Genomic DNA, 18,925 nt, shown 5'->3' on the forward strand with positions numbered 1-18,925 from the left:
TCGACTGTCTCCGTCATCCAGGCTCGCTCACCTTCTCGAAACCGGCCGAACGGCCACTGGATGCTCCCGTGTCAGTTCCACTTCCTGCTTTTCGTGGCGGATCACGAGGCGCTCACCTTCCCGCAACGTGTACTCCACCTTGTCCAGGCCAATTTCGACACACAACAACCGGCCGCGGTAGGTTATGGGAAATCGAAGGATGGCGTTTTCCTCGGGTGCACGACGTGGCCAGAACGACAATGTTCCGTCATCGTCCCGCATCCCACCAAAACCATAGGTCAGCATCATCCAGGTGCCACCCATAGAGGCGATATGGCAACCGTCCTTCACGTTACCTCCCACATCGGCCAAGTCCATCAGCAGGGCCGCCATGCCGTAACGAAATGCTTTATCCATGTCGCCGACTTGTGCGGCGATGATCGCCTCGACGCAGGAGGATAGTGATGAGTCGCCTGTTGTCAGTGGGTCGTAGAAATCGAAGTTGCGCTTCTTCACTTCTGACGAGAAAGTGTCGCCCAACAAGAACATCGCCAAGATCACGTCCGCCTGCTTGATCACTTGCGTTCGGTAGATGTTCAGCGGATGATAGAACAGCAGCAGCGGATAGCGGTCACGTGGCGTATTTCGGAAATCCCATGGCTCTCTGTCCAGAAAGTTGTCATCCTGAAGGATAACATTCAGCGTTTCATCACTCGGCACATACATGCTTCCCGCGGCTTGAATCCATGCATTGACCTCGGAGGGATCGAGCCCCGTTTTTTGCGCAAGTGCGTCGTACATCCCCGCTTCTGCTGTCCGTAAAGACTCGACAACCTCAGCAGCGTAGCGAAGGTTTTCGCGGGCCATCAAGTTCGTATAAGCGTTGTTGTTCACGACGGCGTTGTATTCATCGGGCCCAGTAACACCGTTTATGCAAAACCTTCCCCCCTTTGCGTCCGAATAGAAGCCAAGGTCCAGCCACATTCGGGCTGTTTCAACGAGCATTTCGGCTCCGTACTTTCGCAAGAACTCTTCGTCACCCGTCGCCTGCACGTACTTGCGCAGTGCGTACATAATGTCAGCGTTGATATGATACTGCGCGGTGCCCGCCGCGTAGTATGCGGATGCCTCCTCTCCGCTGATTGTGCGCCAAGGATACATCGCTCCTCGATGGCCCAGTTCTCTCGCGCGAGCCCGTGCCTGAGGAAGCATCTTGTAACGAAAGGCCAGAAGGTTCCTTGCGATCCACGGGGACGTATAGATCAGAAACGGCAACACGTAGATTTCCGTATCCCAAAAGTAGTGTCCTTCATAAGCCTGTCCTGTGAGTCCTTTCGCGGGCACGCCTGCTCCCTCCGCGCGCGCAGAGGCTTGAAGGATATGAAAAAGGTTGAAGCGGATCGCTTGCTGGATTTCTACGGTGCTCCGCTGTACTCGCTGCTCACTAATATCTTTGATGCGAACATCGCTCCGGCGCCAAAAATCGTCCATGTACTGCTCTTGAGAGGCGAGCAGCCGCTGGAAACCCTGAGTCACGACGCGATCCATTGTCCATTCAGCGCGGCCGCAGAGTTCTTCTGCGGATGCCGTGTGGGAGGTGTGATAAACCATGTATTTGGTGAGCTGGATCGGACAGCCGGGCTTGGCATCGACAGCGTAGGCAACCTGGCCGAAGTCAGGGGTGCAGGCGACCTTGTGCGAGTGTGAGCAAGAACTCTCCAGCGAGTGGTCCGTCGCGCATGCCAACATATAGCGGCTCCTTTCCGTCGTATGGCACAGCACGATGCGCTGGTCTTTGGCGTAGTTGGTTTGCGGATGAAGTACCTGGCCGGAGAACGCTCTTGCCAGGCGCGGATCATCGCGATCGCCGCGGCCGCTTGGTTTACGGGTGGTCGTCTCCGAAGAGATTACGACAAATGCCTGAGCATCTACGAGTGTCACACAGTATGAGATAGCGACCACGTGCCTGTTCACGAAGGAGACCAGACGCCGGGACGTGATCGATACCTGCTTGCCGGACGGGGTCTCCCAAGTCACGGTCCGATCGAGTGTGCCGGCCCTCATGTTGAGCCGCCGGTCGTACGCTAGGAGGTGCGCATTGGGCAACCAGAACGGTTCGTCGTCCACGAAGAGCTTGATGATCTTGCTGTCCGTCACGTTGCAGATCGTCTGGCCGGTCTTGGCGAAACCAAAAGCTTCTTCTCCGTAGACGATAGGCCAGGTTTCATAAAACCCGTTGATGAATGTGCCGTTCTCGACGTTGGGACCGCCCTCCTCCGGGCAGCCGCGCATGCCGATATATCCATTGCCGAGTGCCAGCATCGTTTCGACCTGGGCCAGAAAATCGGGTCGAAACGACCTTTCGATAACATTCCACTCATCGGCCGGATAATCGCGAGATGGCGGGCGGAGCCGTTCATGGTGTAGCATCGGGCTGTTTCTCCCAAGGCAGCACTTGGCGTTAATCAGTCAGTTAGTTCGGCCAAATCGTGGACTACCAGATGAGCCCCATGGTGCTTCAGCTCATCCGCATTTCCCTTGCGAGCGACGCCGATCACCAGCCCAAAGTTTCCGTTAGATCCCGCTTGGACTCCGGAAATGGCATCCTCGATCACAATTGTCCTTATCGGCAGAACCCCAAGGAGCCGTGCCGCCAGCAGGAACGTGTCCGGGGCCGGCTTGCCGGAAAGACGTTGCGCCTGGATCACGTTGCCATCGACCCGCACCTCAAAAAACTCGTCCAGCCCCGCCACCCGCAGGACGGACGCACAGTTCTGACTCGAGGTGACTACGGCAATTTTGAATCCATCGTGGCGGAGCTGATGGATGAATTGCACACTCCCGTCATAAGACTCTACGCCATCCTCCACGATCGCACGATCGACTAGGTCGTCCTTGCGGTTTCCGAGCCCGCACACTGTTTCGACTTTTGCAGAGTCCTCTGGATCTCCTTCTGGAAGTTCGATGCCGCGCGATCTCAAGAAATCACGCACGCCGTCGAAACGGGGTTTGCCATCCACATGGAGCCGGTAATCGGTGTCGATATCGAAGGGACGAAATGCTGCCCCCGTCTGCCTCGCACGCTCCAGCAGATACTCATCGAACATCTGTTTCCAACACGTCGCGTGGAGTTTGGCTGTATCCGTCAATACACCATCCAAGTCAAAAAGGACGGCGTCGTACTGATCGCGGCTGATGCGCTTGCTCTTGGGTTGCGGCATGGATCACTCTCCTCTTGCCCCAAGGACCCTAACCGCCGGAACGTTGGCGTCCCGCCGACCGGGTTAGACGTTATCTGCCTCTGTGGAGCGAACCGCGACGGAGGCGGCCTCTTTCCCCCATCTCCAGCCTGTGATCTCGGGCATATCGTCCCCATACCGAGCAATGTGTGTCTTGTGATCGATGAGCTTGTCCCGAATCGCCTGCTTGGCATAAGCAGCCCGTGACCCGAGCTTCGGCACGCGATCAATCACGTCGGATACGAGATGGAAGCGATCCATATCGTTCAGTACGCACATATCAAACGGGGTTGTGGTGGTACCTTCCTCCCTGTAACCCCGGACATGCAGGTTGTCGTGGCCGGTGCGCCGGTAGGTCAATCGGTGGATCAGCCACGGATAACCATGGAAGGCAAAGATGATCGGCTTGTCGGTGGTGAACAACGCATCAAAATCCTGATCCGAGAGGCCGTGCGGGTGTTCGCTCGGTGGCTGCAGCTTCATCAGATTGACAACGTTGATGACGCGCACTTTGAGATCGGGCGCATGTCGTCTAAGCAGGTCGACCGCCGCAAGAGTCTCCAGTGTCGGTACGTCTCCACAACAGGCCATCACAACATCTGGCTCGCCACCCCGGTCGTTGCTGGCCCACTGCCAGATGCCCAGTCCGGCCTCGCAGTGCTTGATCGCCTCGTTCATTGTCAGCCACTGAGGAGCAGGCTGCTTGCCCGCGACGACGACATTGACGTAGTTCCGGCTGCGCAGGCAATGGTTGGTGACCGAGAGTAGGCAGTTCGCGTCGGGCGGCAGATAGACCCGGATGACCTCAGCTTTCTTGTTCACGACATGATCGATGAACCCAGGGTCTTGATGGCTGAAGCCGTTGTGGTCCTGACGCCAGACATGGCTGGACAAAAGATAATTCAGCGAGCCGATAGGTCGTCGCCAGGGAATGTGATTGCATATCTTCAACCACTTGGCGTGCTGGTTGAACATGGAATCGATGATGTGGATGAAAGCCTCATAGCAAGAGAAGAAACCGTGCCGGCCCGTCAGGAGATAGCCCTCAAGCCAGCCCTGGCACTGGTGCTCGCTGAGCATCTCCATTACTCGCCCGTCGGGCGCGAGATGATCGTCCCACGGATAAGTTTCCGCTACCCAGGCGCGATTGGTTACCTCCAGCACGTCCTGCCAACGGTTGGAGTTGTTCTCGTCCGGACTGAAGAGTCGGAAGTTCCGTTGGTCCATGTTGAGCTTCATCACGTCACGTAGAAACCGCCCCATGATCCGCGTCGACTCCGCCATAACGGCGCCGGGCTCGCTCATTTCGACTGCGTAGTCGCGGAAATTCGGCATTCGCAGTTCGCGCAGAAGTAACCCGCCATTGGTGTGCGGGTTGGCGCTCATACGGCGGGTTCCTCGAGGAGCGAGGTCGGCCAACTCAGGACGAAGCCGGCCGCTGTCGTCGAAAAGTTCGGCAGGTCGGTAGCTTTTCATCCATTCTTCCAGAATGCGGACATGGGCGTTGTTTTCGTGCATCTCGCCCATGGGCACTTGATGAGAGCGCCAGTAATCCTCGGTCCGCTTGCCATCGATTTCCTTCGGACAAGTCCAGCCCTTGGGGGTTCGTAGGACAATCATCGGCCAGCGTGGCCGTTCGTTAAAGCCGTTGCGTCGTGAATCCACCTTTATCCGCTGAATTTCGCCGATAATCTTATCCAGCGTAGCGGCCATAAGTTCGTGCATTTTTTCCGGCTCATCCCCCTCAACAAAGTGAGGCGTATAGCCGTAGCCGCGAAACAACTGATCCAGCTCTTCATGGCTGATGCGGGCGAGAATGCAGGGATTGGCAATCTTGTAGCCGTTCAAATGGAGGATCGGCAAAACCACCCCGTCAGTCGCGGGATTCAAGAACTTGTTGGAATGCCAGCTCGTTGCCAGCGGTCCCGTCTCCGCTTCACCGTCGCCGACGACGCAGGCAACGATCAGATCTGGATTGTCGAAGGCTGCCCCATAAGCATGCGACAGAGAGTACCCAAGTTCGCCCCCCTCGTGAATTGAACCCGGAGTCTCCGGCGCTACGTGACTGGGAATACCGCCAGGGAACGAGAATTGGGTGAACAGCCGTTTCATGCCCTCTTCATCGGGCGAGATGTTCGGGTAAACCTCGCTGTAGGTTCCCTCGAGATAGGCATGCGCGACCAGGCTCGGGCCGCCATGACCAGGGCCCGTGATATAGATCATATCGAGGTCGTGCTTCTTAATGATCCGGTTCAAGTGAACGTAGATGAAGTTCAAACCGGGTGAAGTCCCCCAGTGACCGAGGAGCCGCGGCTTGATGTGCTCCTTCGTGAGCGGCTGCTTAAGCAGCGGGTTGTCGTAGAGATAGATCTGGCCCACCGAGAGGTAGTTGGACGCCCGCCAATACGCATCCATCATTGCCCGCTCTTGATCAGACAACGCGTTTGCCATTGTTTCCTCCTCACTCCGTCTCATCGAGCGCGCCGTTGCAGGGCTCGGCGGAAACCGAGCGCCGTTAATCGCCTGCATCACAGCAGAGACGGCAGCTACAGGGAAAACCGCGCGGCACGGTCTTCATTGATCCAGATCAACGCAAGTCCCGCTGAGGGTCACTCTGGCCAATCCTGGCCGCCGCCTGTCGGCCCGGAGGTGACCGGACACTTTGGTTCAAGCGACGACACGTGCGGCTTGGGATCGGCGGCCAAGAACGGCACGCCATAGATCGCTCAATTGTTCGGCGGGAATTCCACCTGGTTGTTCTGCTTGCCGGTGTTGAATTCCATGATCTTCCGCGTCACGCCGGGAAAGATCGCCGAGATCGGATTGACGCGCAGCACCGGCTGCGCCGGTGTGCCCACAACCTCGTAGGTCACGCCGATCAGGCCCTCATTACTTCCGCCGCCGAGCACTAGGCCGATCACCGGCAACTGGCCGAACATGTTGTTCAGGCCGTACATCGGCACGAAGGTGCCGCTCATGCGCACCTGGTTGCCGATGTTGTCGATGCTTCCTTCGATGGTCGCGCCGATCGCCGGCCCCTTCACGACGCCGTCGCGGATCGTGAGCAGTCCGCTCTGGCGCGTGAACTCGGCGCGCAAGGCGCTGAACGCGACGCCGCTCGTCGTGCCAGGCGAACCGCCGGCTGCGATCCGGTCGAGCTCGGGTTGACCTTTGACGGAGAAGTCGCGGATGTTGATCAGCCCTTCCTTGGGGCTCGGCTCCGCCGCCGGCGGCTCCATCGCGAGCGTGAGCTGACCGCCCACGATCTTGGAATAGAAATCGGTGAAGCGGAAGAATGCGCCGGCGTCGTTGGTCTGCAGGTAGACCACCTCGCGCCCCTGCTGGCGACCGCGCAGATCGGCGGTCACGGGCGTATCGCGCCCGATCTTGCCGTTCAGTGCAAAACTCTTGATGGCGCCGTTGCGCTTGGAGGCCTTCGCATCGACGCTGCGCAACGCTTCGCCATTGAAGCCGGCAACCGCCCCGAGCTTGAGGTCGATGTCGTAATCGATGTTCTTGGTCTTGTTCTTGGGGTCGTCGCGGCCCGAAATCGCCGTGCGCAGGAAGCCGCGGCCATCGAACACGTCGCCGCGCATGGAGACCTTCAAGACGCCGTCGGGCCCGCGGTCGGCGCGCAGCGTGGTCTTGTCGCCTTCCGACGGCGAATAGGTCGGGAAGTTGGCGTTCATGAGATCGCCATTCTGGTCAACTTCCACCGATCCCTTGATCGACGTGCCGGCGCCTTCGACCACGATGTCCTCAAAGCGCGTCGATTGCGGCTTCTGCACCACGTTGAAGGTGGCCTTGCCAGACTTGCCGGGCGTCTTGACCCAACCGGGCAGGATATTGTCGAGCCTGACCTGGGTGAGATCAGCCTCGACGCCGAGCTTGCTGTCGTGATCGCTGCTGCTCGCGATCTTGCCCACGACCTTGACCGGGATCGCGCCGCTCACCGCGGATCCGAGGTCGAGCCCGAGCCGCTGGCGGCCGGCATCGTCGAGCGTTGACTGCAGCTTGATGTCGGCGTCGCCCTCGCTCGGCTTGCGGTAATCCAGCGAAGCCGGCTGCCCGCCGATCTTGACGTCACCCTTGACCTGATAGCCCGCATTGTTGGCGACGACCTTCAGCGCGTTGGCCTCGAGCTTCTGGTTCATCACCAATTTGTCGATCGCGACGCTGCCGAGATCGGCGGTGACGGCGTAAGTCGTATCCTCCTTGGTCAGCACGCCCTTGACCGGCAGGCCGAGATTGATCGTGGCCGAGACCGTCCCCTTGCTCGCATTGGGATCGACGAATGTCGTCCCCGACACATCGCTGAGGCGGTCGGAAGCAAGGATTTCGGCGCAGGCCGGCACCGGACAATCGACGCGGAATTTGATCTTGGCCGGCGAGGGTTTTGGCACCAGGTCCGGGACTTCGAAGGAGAAGTCCGACAGCGTGATCTTGCGCCCGCCCGGCGTGTCGGCGATGCCCTGGGCGATGTTGACGGTCGCGGTGCGGCCGGTCACCCGCGCCCGCAAATCCGCGTCATGAACCACGGGCATCTCGTCCACCGGACGCACCGTCACGCCGCTCGCTACGATGTTGACGGCAAGCCCGTCATCCGGGATCGGAGGCCCCTTGCGGGACAGGTTGCGCACCGGCGAGTTGACGCCGATCTCGATGCGCTGGAGCGTGCCGCGCTCGATCCGCTCGATCACCCATTCGCGCAATTCCGGCACGACCAGCGCAGGCCAAACTCGCTTCAGCGCCGAGGCCGACATTGGCGTGCCCGCGAACCCGAGCTGCAGCCGCGGCTCGCCCGAATAGTCGATGCTGCCGGTGCCGGCGATGCCGATCTCGCCATTGCTGATATCGGCCTGCGTCAGCAGCACGCGCTTCTTGTCGGTGTCGAAACGCAAGCCAACCGCGATGCGATTGAAGATCAGCGGCGGCTCGTTGTCGATGCCCGCGAGCAGGATGGTGCCGCCGCTCAGGCCGAGCTGCCAGTCGTTGATATCGTCATTCGGCGGTTCGAGATGAGCGAGCAGCGTGACCCGATTGGCGCCGGAGACGACCTTGAACGGCGCCAGCAGCACACGGCGTCCAGCGTCCCATTCAACATTCACTTCGGCCGAATCGATCGCCATCGGATAGTCGGGCGTATCGGTGTCGATCAGGTTGCCGGGACCGGCGGTGATCTTGCCGCGGAAATAGGTCGGCAGCCCGTCGCGGCCGATTTCACCCTTCAGTTCACCGGATAGCGGCAGCTCGGCATTGTAAGTGAGATCCTTCACCCTGAGCGCGAGCAGGATATTGGCGGATGACAGCTTGTCGGCGCGCAGGTCGACCGCGCGCACGCCATCCCTGAGCGGGCCAACCGCGACGCGCAGCGACCACGGATGGGCGCCCTCTTCACCGACGCTCAGCGCCACGCCGCCGCCGCTCGGCCGCCGCAGGCTCAGGCTGATATTCTCGAAGGTCCATTTGCCGCCGCGCTGCTGATCGTCGACGACGAGGTTGCCGTTCTTCAGACCGATCTCGTTGAGGTTCTGGCCGTCGAGACCGGTCATGCTGAGGCTGTCGAGCCAGTCGAGGCCGGCAAGCAATCCGCTCTGCGCGCTCTCAGACGGCGGCGCCGGGACGCTGACGGACGGCGACGAAGGTGGCGATAACGGCGGCGGCGGGGGCACCGGCCGCGGGAATGTCGGCGGCAGGCCCGCCTCATGCTTGGAAGCGACACCGGTCGCGAGCGGCTTGGCGGTATCGCCGGCGGAAACGGTCACATAGCCGTCCGGCGTGATCCGGATCGCGAGTTCGGCATCAACGAGGTTAAGGCTTTCGGCGCGGAGCTGGCCCATCAGCAGCGCGGTGCCGGACAGTTTGACCTCGGCTTTCGGCGCGCTCGCGACGATCGCACGGTCGCGGTCGCGCACGATGATGTCGCGGATGCGCACGGCGATTCCAATCCGGCCGGCGCGCTCGATCTGGGTGCCGCCGACCTCGACCGTGTTGCCGTGGCCGATATTGTCCTCGATCGCGGTCGCGAGCCATGGCGTCGCCATATCGAGATTGATCGGGCCTGCCCCCAGCCGCCACCACAGCGCGCCGAAGCAGCTCATGAAGATCGCCGCCAGCACGCCCAGCACCAGGGCGATGCGCTTGACCCAGCGCCCGCCATGAGTCGATCGCCGCCTGGGGCCGAAGAAGTCACCGATCCGGTGCAGGCCGGAATCTGAGCGCGACAACAGCCGCCGCGCGCGATGGCCGGCAGCCTCGTCATGCTCCTCCCAGCCGACCTCGTCGCCCCAGCCGCAATACTGGGCGTCGGCACGCGGATTCGGGCTGTGACCTTGGAGCGATCCTTGGGAGCTCGATCCTTGGGACGACGTATTCTTTGCCATTGCCTCTCGGTGCAGGCGCTGAGGTTGATCGCCGCCCAAGGCACGCCCATCGATCTGTATCGAGCGCTCCTGTGCCGGCATCGCTGCCAATCCTCGCTTAATACTGTTAGTCGCCCTCAGCCCCAAGTGAACATTTGAGCGAACATTCGAGCAAACTTTCAAAGCAGGTTAGGCGAGCGGGCGGATGACGCGTCGAAATCCTTGTGACCATACTCCCGCGCCATCACACTTGCCCGACAGTCGGCACGAATCCGATCGCCGGCGACAAGCGCCGCACTGATACAATGGTTGAGCCCCGGAAAGCGACGAAAGGAAGGCGTATGTCCAAGAAAACGCGCAAGAAATCCTCCAAGACCACAGCCAAATCGTCTCCGACCAAATCGTCTCGGGCCACGGCGGTCCGCAGTAAGGCCGTCGCATCGGTCAAGCCGCCCGCGGCAAAGGCTCGCAAGGCGGTCGCAAAGAAATCCAGCAAGGCGGCCAAAGCCGCATCCACCAAACCGTCCCACAAGGCCGCATCGAAATCGTTAAAATCCGCTGCATCGGCTGCGACCAAATCGACCACCCTGCTCGAGGGTGCCAAGGCGCCTGACTTCCACCTGCCCCGCGACGGAGGAAGTGAGGTCTCACTCACCGACTTCGCCGGCAAGAAGCTGGTGCTGTTCTTCTACCCGCGCGCGGACACGCCGGGCTGCACCAAGGAGGCGATCGATTTCACCCGGCTGAAGGATGCGTTTGCCGAGAGCGGCACCGAGATCCTCGGCGTTTCTGGCGACACCGTGAAGGCGCAGGAATCGTTCAGGAACAAGCATCAGCTCGCCATTCCCCTGGGCTCGGATGACCAGCACGAGATGCTGGAGGCCTATGGGGCCTGGGGCGAGAAATCCATGTATGGCAGGACTTTCCTTGGGATTCTTCGCACCACGGTTCTGGTCGACGCCAATGGCCGGATCGCCAGGATCTGGCGCAATGTCCGGGTCGACGGCCATGCCGACGAGGTCCTGGCCGCCGCCCAATCGCTCTGATCCACCGGGCCCCGTTTCCGGAAAATTAACCATGACCGGCTCAAATCGCTCCCGAACTGAGGCCGTACGGAACTTGATCCGACCGGCGCGGGAGTGCCGATGTCCTATCGTTCCGGTCACCATTTCGACCATCACCAGCAGCACCATCATCCACGAGAGCACGGGCGGACGTCCCCTCGCCGCCCTGCGGCCCATGCCGCGGCGTCGGCAGCCGCGCAGCCGGCGAACGACTACACCCTCGTCCATGCCGGCAAGCAGGTTCGCATTGGCCCGGTCCTGTTCTGGGCTGCGGTCGGCTCGGTGGTCCTGCTCGGCATATGGTCGGCCGCAACCGCGACCTATTTTGCGTTTCGCGACGACGTCCTGACCCGGCTGCTGGCCCGCCAGGCCGAAATGCAATTCTCCTATGAGGACCGGATCGCGGAATTGCGCGCCAAGGTCGACAGCACCACCAGCCGGCAGCTCCTGGACCAGGAACAGTTCGACCAGAAGCTCGAGCAGATCATGCGCCGGCAGACCGCGCTCGAAGCCCGCGCCACTGCGCTGGGCTCGATGCCGGATCTCGCAACAACCGGCTCGATCCGCCCGCCCGCGCGCAATGCCGCGCCGGAATCGACGGCGACGCCAAAGCCCTCGCCGATCAGCGACACCGTGATCTTCGCGGCGCCGCCGGATCGCGAGGCGCGGCTGGAATCGCGCGCCCCGATCAAGGCAGCGGCACCGGTGAACCAGTTCGCCAAGCTGCAGGGCTTCGACAATGTCCTGGTCCGTCTCCAGACCTCGCTCGACCAGGTCGAGCGACGCCAGATGGCAGCGCTGAGCTCAGCCGAGGAGACCATGGAATCGCGGGTCCGCCGGATGCGCGGTGTGATCACGGATCTCGGTCTCAACATGTCGCAGCTCGAAGCCGCGACCCCACGCTCGGCGATCGGCGGCCCCTTCGTGCCCGTCAAGCTGCCCGGCGACGCCGGTCCGTTCGAGCGGCAACTCAACCGCATCAACATCACCCGCGCGCAGATGCAGCGCTTGAACGCCACGCTGACGCTGGTGCCCTACCGCAAGCCCGTGATCGGTGAAGTCGAGTTCACCTCGGGCTTCGGCGTCCGCACCGATCCGTTCCTCGGCCGTCCCGCGATGCATACCGGCCTCGATTTCCGCGCCGCGATGGGCGATCCCGTCCGCGCCACCGCCAATGGCAAGGTGGTGTCATCGGGCTGGGCCGGCGGTTACGGCCGCATGGTCGAGGTCGATCACGGCAATGGTCTTTCCACCCGCTACGGCCACCTGTCCGAGATCAACGTCAAGGTCGGCGAAACCGTCAAGATCGGCCAGGTGATCGGTGCCGTCGGCTCGACCGGCCGTTCGACCGGCCCGCATCTCCACTACGAGACACGCATCGACGGCGACGCAGTCGACCCGCAAAAATTCCTGCGCGCCGGCGTGCGCCTCAGCGCGGGCTGATCTCCGTCGTCATTCCGGGGCGCGCGGGGCGCGAGCCCGGAATCCATCAGGCTACAGGCGCAGGCGGAGAAATGGATTCCGGGTTCGTCCTTCGGACGCCCCGGAATGACGGAGAACAATTCGCCAGCGACTCCAACGTGATTTGCCTCGTCCAGCCCTCACACAAAAAACATTCCGCTTCCGTCGTCGGGCAAATCAGTGATTTAACTCCGCGCGTCTCACGCGAATGAGGGGCGGCTCGCGATCGTCACGAACGTTGCGGTGAGATGCGGTGGACGCAGGTGTTGCGACAGACGAACGCAACATCAGCGGACGGCGAAGTCGTGTGGTCCTGGCGCCCCGACGCTGGCGCTAAGCTCGCGAGCAGCAAGAGCTGCCGCGGGTGACGGTGGCAAGAAAGCCCGGTCACCGGGGAGAGCACGAAGTAAGCCGTAACACCATCGCGCAGGGAAAGCCGGAGTGTATTCGGTTGAACCTGTGGTCCTACCCCCGTGCTTTTTGTTGCACGGGACCCACGGGTGCAACCAGCACCCGGCTTTCCCTGCGCCCTCTGATTTCGAGAGGGTGGAAAGTGAAGCAAAACTCGGACGCAAAGCGCCGCGAGAATGCGAACTCATATCCGTTGAATCGGACGTAGGATGGGTAGAGTGAAGCGAAACCCATCAGCTTCGATAGCAAGCTGCGCGAGTGATGGGTTTCGCTTCGCTATACCCACCCTACAGAATCGGTGCGCAAACGAAACGGCATTGTTGCTTGGCAGCAAGTGTGATTGATGCATTCGAGATCGCACCGACAGGAACTCAGAACTTGGAACCGAACACGCGAATTGGTCCGCGACATCGCAGGCTGGGCGCCGCAGGCTTTCGCACCGCGCGATGGCTGGCGGCGAAGACGATGGGAGCGGCAAGCTTCCATCAGCTCGGCTCCGAGTTCGCCGACGCCCGGATTGCCTCTGTCCGCGACAAGCTCGCCCGCGGCGAGACCATCTATCTCGCGGGCCTCGGCCTTCCCGGCACGCACAATTCGGGCATCGCACTGGTCGAGGTGACACAACGAGACGGCCCGCGCCTGATCGTCAACAACGAGGAAGAACGCTTTTCCGGCAACAAGCACACGACGGAATACCCTGAAAAATCGATCGACGCCGTTGTCGCAACATTGCGCGGGATGGGACGCGATGTCGGCGCGATCGACGCCTGGCTGACAAGCTGGGACTATCCGACGCTTGCCGGCACGCTGGCGCGCTCGGTGCTGGAGGAATTGCCGCAAAGCCTGAAATTGTTGCGCACGACGGAAGCGTCCGCCTTCAATGGCCGCCGCCTCGACCAGATGACGCGGACACCAAAGATCCTCGCCCGCCAGCTCAAGCTTTCCGAGCGCGTGCCCCTGATCTGCCTGCCGCACCACGACAATCATGCCTGGTTCTCGTTCGCGGCATCTCCTTTCAAGGATGACGGCGAGCCGGTCGCCATCGCCGTGCTCGACGGCATCGGCGATCTCGGCTCGCTCTCGCTTTACGTCGTCGAGAAAGGCGCGATGCGCCGGCTCTACTGCAACGAGAGCATGTTCGATTCACTCGGCGCGTTCTACAGCGTGATCTCCTCGACCCAGGGCGGCTGGACCTGGCTGTCCAGCGAGGGACGCTACATGGGCGCAGCCGCCTGGGGCGATATGAGCCGATCGAGCAATCCCTATTATCGGAGACTCCGCAAGGTGCTGCATCTCGGCGCCGACGGCGAAGTCTGGCTCAACCGCGCGATGGCGAACTGGTACTGCGACCCGTTCGACAATCCCTACAAGGCCGCGTTGACCGATATTCTCGGCGAACCGCTCAAGCCGGATCAACTCTGGAATCCCGACGCGATGCTGCGCGTCGAGGATATCAAACACCGTCCCGACACGCAGGATCGCCTCGACAAGGCCGCCGCGACGCAGCTCGTGTTCGAGGACGCAATGATCCATGTCGTGGATCATCTGTTGCGCACAACCGGCGCCCGCCGGTTGGTGCTGACCGGCGGCGTCGCGCTCAACGCCGTCGGCAACATGCGCCTGATCGAGCATTTCGATGAGAGCTGGTTTGCCAATGCGCAGGGCCGGCGCGCGCAATTGCATCTGTGGGTGCCGCCGGTGCCCGGCGATCCCGGCGTCACCATCGGCGCCGCCTGGCTGTTCGCGCATCTCGCCGGTGCTCCGCGCGGCGGGCCGATGACGCATGCGTTCTACTGCGGCATGCCGCCGACATCTGACGACATCGCGATCGCGCTGAAGGCGGACGACATTGCCTCAGAGCGGATCGGCGACATCTCGACGCCTGAGGGACGCGACGCCATCGCCGACCTGATGGCGTTCATGGTGGCACAGAACGGCGTGATCGCGATCTATCAGGGCCCGGCCGAGACCGGGCCACGCGCGCTCGGCCATCGTTCGATCCTCGCCAACCCCTGCGATCCCGCCACGCGCGAGCGCCTGAACGAACGCGTGAAATATCGCGAGGCGATCCGGCCCCTGGCGCCGATGGCGACGCTGGAGGCGGCGCAGTATTATTTCGAAGTGCTGCCCGGCGCCTCCGACGACGACTACAACGCCTATAACTACATGGTGCTGACCGCACGCTCAAAACCGCACGCGCGCGACAAGATCCCGGCCGTCGTCCACGCCGACGGCACCGGCCGCATCCAGATCGTGCGCGAGCAGGACGATCCCCTCACCTACGCCTATCTCAAGGCGCTCGGCCGCCGCATCGGCGTCGAAGTGTCGGTTAACACGTCGTTCAATGTCGCAGGCCCGATCGCGCAGACGCCAAGCCAGGCCATCGACACACTGCGCCGCTCCAAGGGGCTCGACGCGGTCATCATGGTCGCAAGCGATGGCACCGTGTACGCCGCGTGGCATGGTGGCGGGCGCGACAGCGGCCGCTTCACGCAATGGCTGTCGGAGTGGAAAAGCGTGCAGCCGGTTGCATGAGCAAGCCGAAACGGCGCGCTTCCTTTATTAATCGACATCCTCAATCGCGCCAGCCGTCGTGCCGAAAGCCTTTTGCGCCAGCGTGGCCGCCATGAACTCATCAAGGTCGCCGTCGAGCACGCCTGCGGTATCGGAGGTCTGCACGCCCGTGCGCAGGTCCTTCACCATCTGGTAGGGCTGCAGCACGTAGGAGCGGATCTGGTGGCCCCAGCCGATATCGGTCTTGGCGGCCTGATCGGCGGCCGCCTGCTCCTCGCGCTTCTTCAATTCGATCTCGTAGAGTCGGGCGCGCAGCATGTCCCACGCCTGCGCGCGGTTCTTGTGCTGGGAGCGGCCGGCCTGGCAGACCACGGCGATGCCGGTCGGGATATGGGTCAGGCGCACCGCGGACTCGGTCTTGTTGACGTGCTGGCCGCCGGCGCCGCCTGAGCGCATGGTGTCCGTGCGCACATCCGACTCCTTGATGTCGATCTTGATGCTGTCGTCGACCACCGGAAAGATCGTCACGCTCGAGAACGAGGTGTGGCGGCGCGCATTGGAATCGAACGGCGAAATCCGGACCAGACGATGCACTCCGGCCTCCGTCTTCAGCCAGCCATAGGCGTTGTGGCCGCTGATCTGGATGGTGGCGGACTTGATGCCCGCTTCTTCGCCCTGGGATTCCTCGAGAAACTCGACCTTGAAGCCATGATTCTCCGCCCAGCGCGTGTACATGCGGAGCAGCATCTGCGCCCAATCCTGGCTCTCGGTGCCGCCTGCGCCGGCATGGACTTCCAGATAGGAGTCGAACTTGTCGGCCTCGCCTGACAACAGCGCCTCCAGCTCGCGCCGGGCGACTTCCTTTTTGAGGTCCTTGAGCGCCTTCTCGGCTTCCGCGACGACGCCCTCATCGTTCTCGGCCTCGCCGAGCTCGATCATGCCGACATTGTCCTCGAGCTCGCGCTCGACCTTGCTGATGCCGGACAGCGCATCCTCCAGCGAGGTGCGCTCCTGCATCAGTTTCTGGGCTTTCTGGGGATCGTTCCAGAGATCGGGATCTTCGGCGAGCTTGTTCAGCTCGGCCAGCCGTGCCGTCGATTTCTCGACGTCAAAGATGCCTCCTCAGCAGCCCGACCGACTGCTTGATCTCTTCAACAAGGCGTTCCACTTCCGCGCGCATGGTCTTTCTGGTCTGAATTATGAATGTCTTGTGAGGGATGTAGCGGCCGAAGCGCTGAAGCGCAATCGGCCGCGAGCCTATTTCCCGATGATTTGGAGCTTCAGGGCGCTAATACAATCCGCCGGGACGCATGATCGCACCTGCGTCGGGCGCGACGGCCGGCGGCAACCGGCCCTCGGCGTCGGCCACGCCGATAGCGGAGTAGCTATCCGGCGGCGCCGTGCCCGGCTTGAATGCCTCCAGGATGGTGCGTCCACCCTCGCCCGGGCCAGCGCGCATGCCGCTCTTGGAATCGACGCGGACGAGCTTGATGCCGGCCGGAATCTTGAACGGCGTTGCCGGCTTTTCCGCCAGTGCAAGTTTGAGGAAATCGCGCGCGACCGGCGCGGCCAATGCGCCGCCAGTGGCCTTGCGACCGAGATTGCGCGGCTTGTCGTAACCCAGGTAGACACCGACTACGAGATCCGGCGAGAAGCCGATGAACCAGACGTCCTTCTCGTCGTTGGTGGTGCCGGTCTTGCCGGCGATCGGCTTGCCGACTTCCTTCACCGCCGTGGCGGTTCCGTACTGGACCACGCCTTCCATCATCGAGGTGATCTGGTAGGCCGTCATCGGATCGAGCACCTGCTCGCGGCGATCGACGAGCTGCGGCTCGGGCTGGTTCTTCCAGCCGCCGGGCGCGTCACAGCCGCGGCATTCGCGCTGGTCATGCCTGTAGATGGTGTGACCGTAACGGTCCTGGATGCGGTCGATCAGCGTCGGCTTCACGCGGCGGCCGCCATTGGCGAACATCGAATAGGCCGTGACCATCCGCATCACCGTGGTCTCGCCGGCGCCGAGCGCGTACGAGAGATAGTTCGGCAGTTCGTCATAGACGCCGAAGCGCTTGGCGTATTCGCCGATCAGGGGCATGCCGATGTCCTGCGCCAGCCGCACCGTGACGGTGTTCAGCGAGCGCGCCAGCGCGTTGCGCAGCGTGGTCGGACCGTAATACTTGCCAGTCGAATAGTTCTCCGGGCGCCAGACGCCGGCGCCCTGCCCCTGGTCGATTTCGATGGGCGCATCGACCACCACGGTGGATGGCGTGTAGCCGTTATCGAGCGCGGTCGAATACACGATCGGCTTGAACGACGAGCCCGGCTGCCGATAGGCTTGGGTGGCGCGGTTGAACTGGCTCTGGTCGAACGAGAAGCCGCCGACCATGGCCAGCACGCGGCCAGTCCATGGATCCATCGCGACCATGGCACCGGAGATTTCCGGCAATTGCCGCAGCCGGTACTGGCCTTCGACCGCCGTGCCCTCCTTGGTCACCAGAGGGTCGGCATAGATTACATCACCGGGCGCAAGCACCTGCGACACCGCCGTTGGCGTCCGCCCGCGCGCCGCGCCGGAAGTGGGCCTTGCCCAGCGCACGCCATCGAGCGTGATGATGCCGGTCTGCCGCTGCTTGCTGACGGCGCCGCCGAGCTCGCGGCCGGGTTGGAATCCGATTCGCGCCGACTGGTCGCTGGTTTCGAGCACCACCGCAATTCGCCACGGCGAGATGTCGGAGAGCGATTTGACGTCGGCGAGCTTCACGCCCCAATCGCCGGAAACATCGAGCTTGGTGATCGGGCCGCGCCAGCCCTGCCCTTCGTCGTAGTTGACGAGGCCGGCGGCCATGGTCTTGCGCGCCATCACTTGGATCTTCGGATCGAGCGTGGTGCGCACCGACAAGCCGCCCTCGTAAAGCTTCTTCTCGCCGTATCGCTCGAAGATGTCGCGGCGGACTTCCTCGGCAAAATATTCGCCGGCAAAGGTGTGCGAGCCGTTGCTGCGATTGGTGACGACCAGCTGCTCCTTGCGCGCCTTGTCGGCGTCGGCCTGCTTGATCCAGCCATTCTCGAGCAGGCGGTCGATCACGTAGTTGCGGCGCTCGATCGCGCGGTCGCGGTTACGCACCGGATGCAGCGCCGCCGGCGCCTTCGGCAGCGCTGCGAGATAAGCAGCTTCGGCGACGGTCAGTTCATTCACCGACTTGTCGAAATAAACCAGCGAAGCGGCGGCGACCCCGTAGGCGCCAAGGCCGAGATAGATCTCGTTCAAATAGAGTTCGAGGATACGGTCCTTGGAATAGGCGCGCTCGATGCGCATCGCCAGCAGCGCTTCCTTGATCTTGCGCGCGAACGAGACTTCGTTGGTGAGCAGGAAGTTCTTGGCGACCTGCTGGGTGATGGTCGACGCACCCTGCGGCCGGCGGCCCGAGCCATAGTTCTGCGCGTACAGCATCGCAGCGCGTGCCATGCCGGAGAAGTCGATGCCGCCGTGCTCGTAGAAATTCTTGTCCTCGGCCGCGAGGAACGCGTTGATGACCAGCTTGGGCACCGCCTGGATCGGCAGATAGAGCCGCCGCTCCTTCGAATATTCGCCGAGCAGCGAGCCGTCGGACGCGTGCACGCGCGTCATCACCGGCGGCTCATAGTCCTGAAGCTGAGAATAGTCCGGCAGGTCCTTGGAGAAATGCCAGATCGCGCCCGCGACGCCGGCCACGCCGACCAGGAACACGACGGTCCCCGCGGCGAACAAGAAACCCATGAACCGCACCAGCAAGCGCATTATCGAAGTTCCGTTTCAACCCTGTTGCGCCAGACCAGCCGGCGACAGTTCCTCGTTGCGAATGCCCCTGGCCCTAACAGCCTGCGGGTGCTTGAGGCGAACAATACAGCGCTTCGCGGA

General features: G+C 62.2%; 9 protein-coding genes. 3 read left to right on the forward strand and 6 right to left on the reverse strand.

The annotated features are described in order from the left end of the window. Nucleotides 1-27: 27 nt before the first annotated feature. The 4 genes from OZ411_RS11165 to OZ411_RS11180 form a co-directional block, all read right to left on the reverse strand. Nucleotides 28-2,409 (reverse strand): glycosyl hydrolase family 65 protein, encoded by a 2,382-nt coding sequence (locus OZ411_RS11165; RefSeq protein ID WP_282527966.1) that lies wholly within the window; start codon nt 2,407-2,409, stop codon nt 28-30. 35 nt (nt 2,410-2,444) lie between these two features. Continuing rightward, the gene (locus tag OZ411_RS11170) at nt 2,445-3,200 is read right to left on the reverse strand and encodes a beta-phosphoglucomutase family hydrolase (RefSeq protein ID WP_130578812.1); all 756 of its coding nucleotides are present in this window, start codon (nt 3,198-3,200) and stop codon (nt 2,445-2,447) included. Nucleotides 3,201-3,263: 63 nt separating this feature from the next. Beyond that, nucleotides 3,264-5,693, reverse strand: coding sequence for a phosphoketolase family protein (locus OZ411_RS11175; RefSeq protein WP_282527967.1), 2,430 nt, complete (start codon nt 5,691-5,693; stop codon nt 3,264-3,266). Between the two features lie 251 nt (nt 5,694-5,944). Beyond that, nucleotides 5,945-9,682: a hypothetical protein gene (locus OZ411_RS11180; RefSeq protein ID WP_130578813.1), complete on the reverse strand. Its 3,738-nt coding sequence runs from the start codon at nt 9,680-9,682 to the stop codon at nt 5,945-5,947. 239 nt (nt 9,683-9,921) lie between these two features. On the opposite strand from OZ411_RS11180, the gene OZ411_RS11185 reads away from it, so the two are divergent. The 3 genes from OZ411_RS11185 to OZ411_RS11195 all read left to right on the forward strand — a co-directional run bounded on the left by OZ411_RS11185 (nt 9,922) and on the right by OZ411_RS11195 (nt 15,051). Continuing rightward, nucleotides 9,922-10,626, forward strand: coding sequence for a peroxiredoxin (locus tag OZ411_RS11185; RefSeq protein WP_282527968.1), 705 nt, complete (start codon nt 9,922-9,924; stop codon nt 10,624-10,626). 99 nt (nt 10,627-10,725) lie between these two features. Continuing rightward, nucleotides 10,726-12,087 (forward strand): peptidoglycan DD-metalloendopeptidase family protein, encoded by a 1,362-nt coding sequence (locus OZ411_RS11190; protein ID WP_282527969.1) that lies wholly within the window; start codon nt 10,726-10,728, stop codon nt 12,085-12,087. A gap of 807 nt (nt 12,088-12,894) precedes the next feature. After that, complete coding sequence (locus OZ411_RS11195; protein WP_282527970.1) at nt 12,895-15,051, forward strand: carbamoyltransferase C-terminal domain-containing protein; 2,157 nt, start codon at nt 12,895-12,897, stop codon at nt 15,049-15,051. A 27-nt stretch (nt 15,052-15,078) separates the two neighbouring features. Here the strand turns inward: OZ411_RS11195 and prfB are convergent. Beyond that, a protein-coding gene (prfB, locus tag OZ411_RS11200; protein ID WP_282527971.1) for a peptide chain release factor 2 occupies nt 15,079-16,210 on the reverse strand; the annotation gives its coding sequence in 2 pieces (ribosomal slippage) (nt 15,079-16,140 and nt 16,142-16,210; 1,131 coding nt in all). Between the two features lie 108 nt (nt 16,211-16,318). Next, complete coding sequence (locus OZ411_RS11205; protein ID WP_282527972.1) at nt 16,319-18,805, reverse strand: penicillin-binding protein 1A; 2,487 nt, start codon at nt 18,803-18,805, stop codon at nt 16,319-16,321. Between the last annotated feature and the right edge of the window lie 120 nt (nt 18,806-18,925).

It is taken from the genome of Bradyrhizobium sp. Arg237L, from assembly GCF_029990105.1.
Taxonomy (GTDB): Bacteria; Pseudomonadota; Alphaproteobacteria; order Rhizobiales; family Xanthobacteraceae; genus Bradyrhizobium.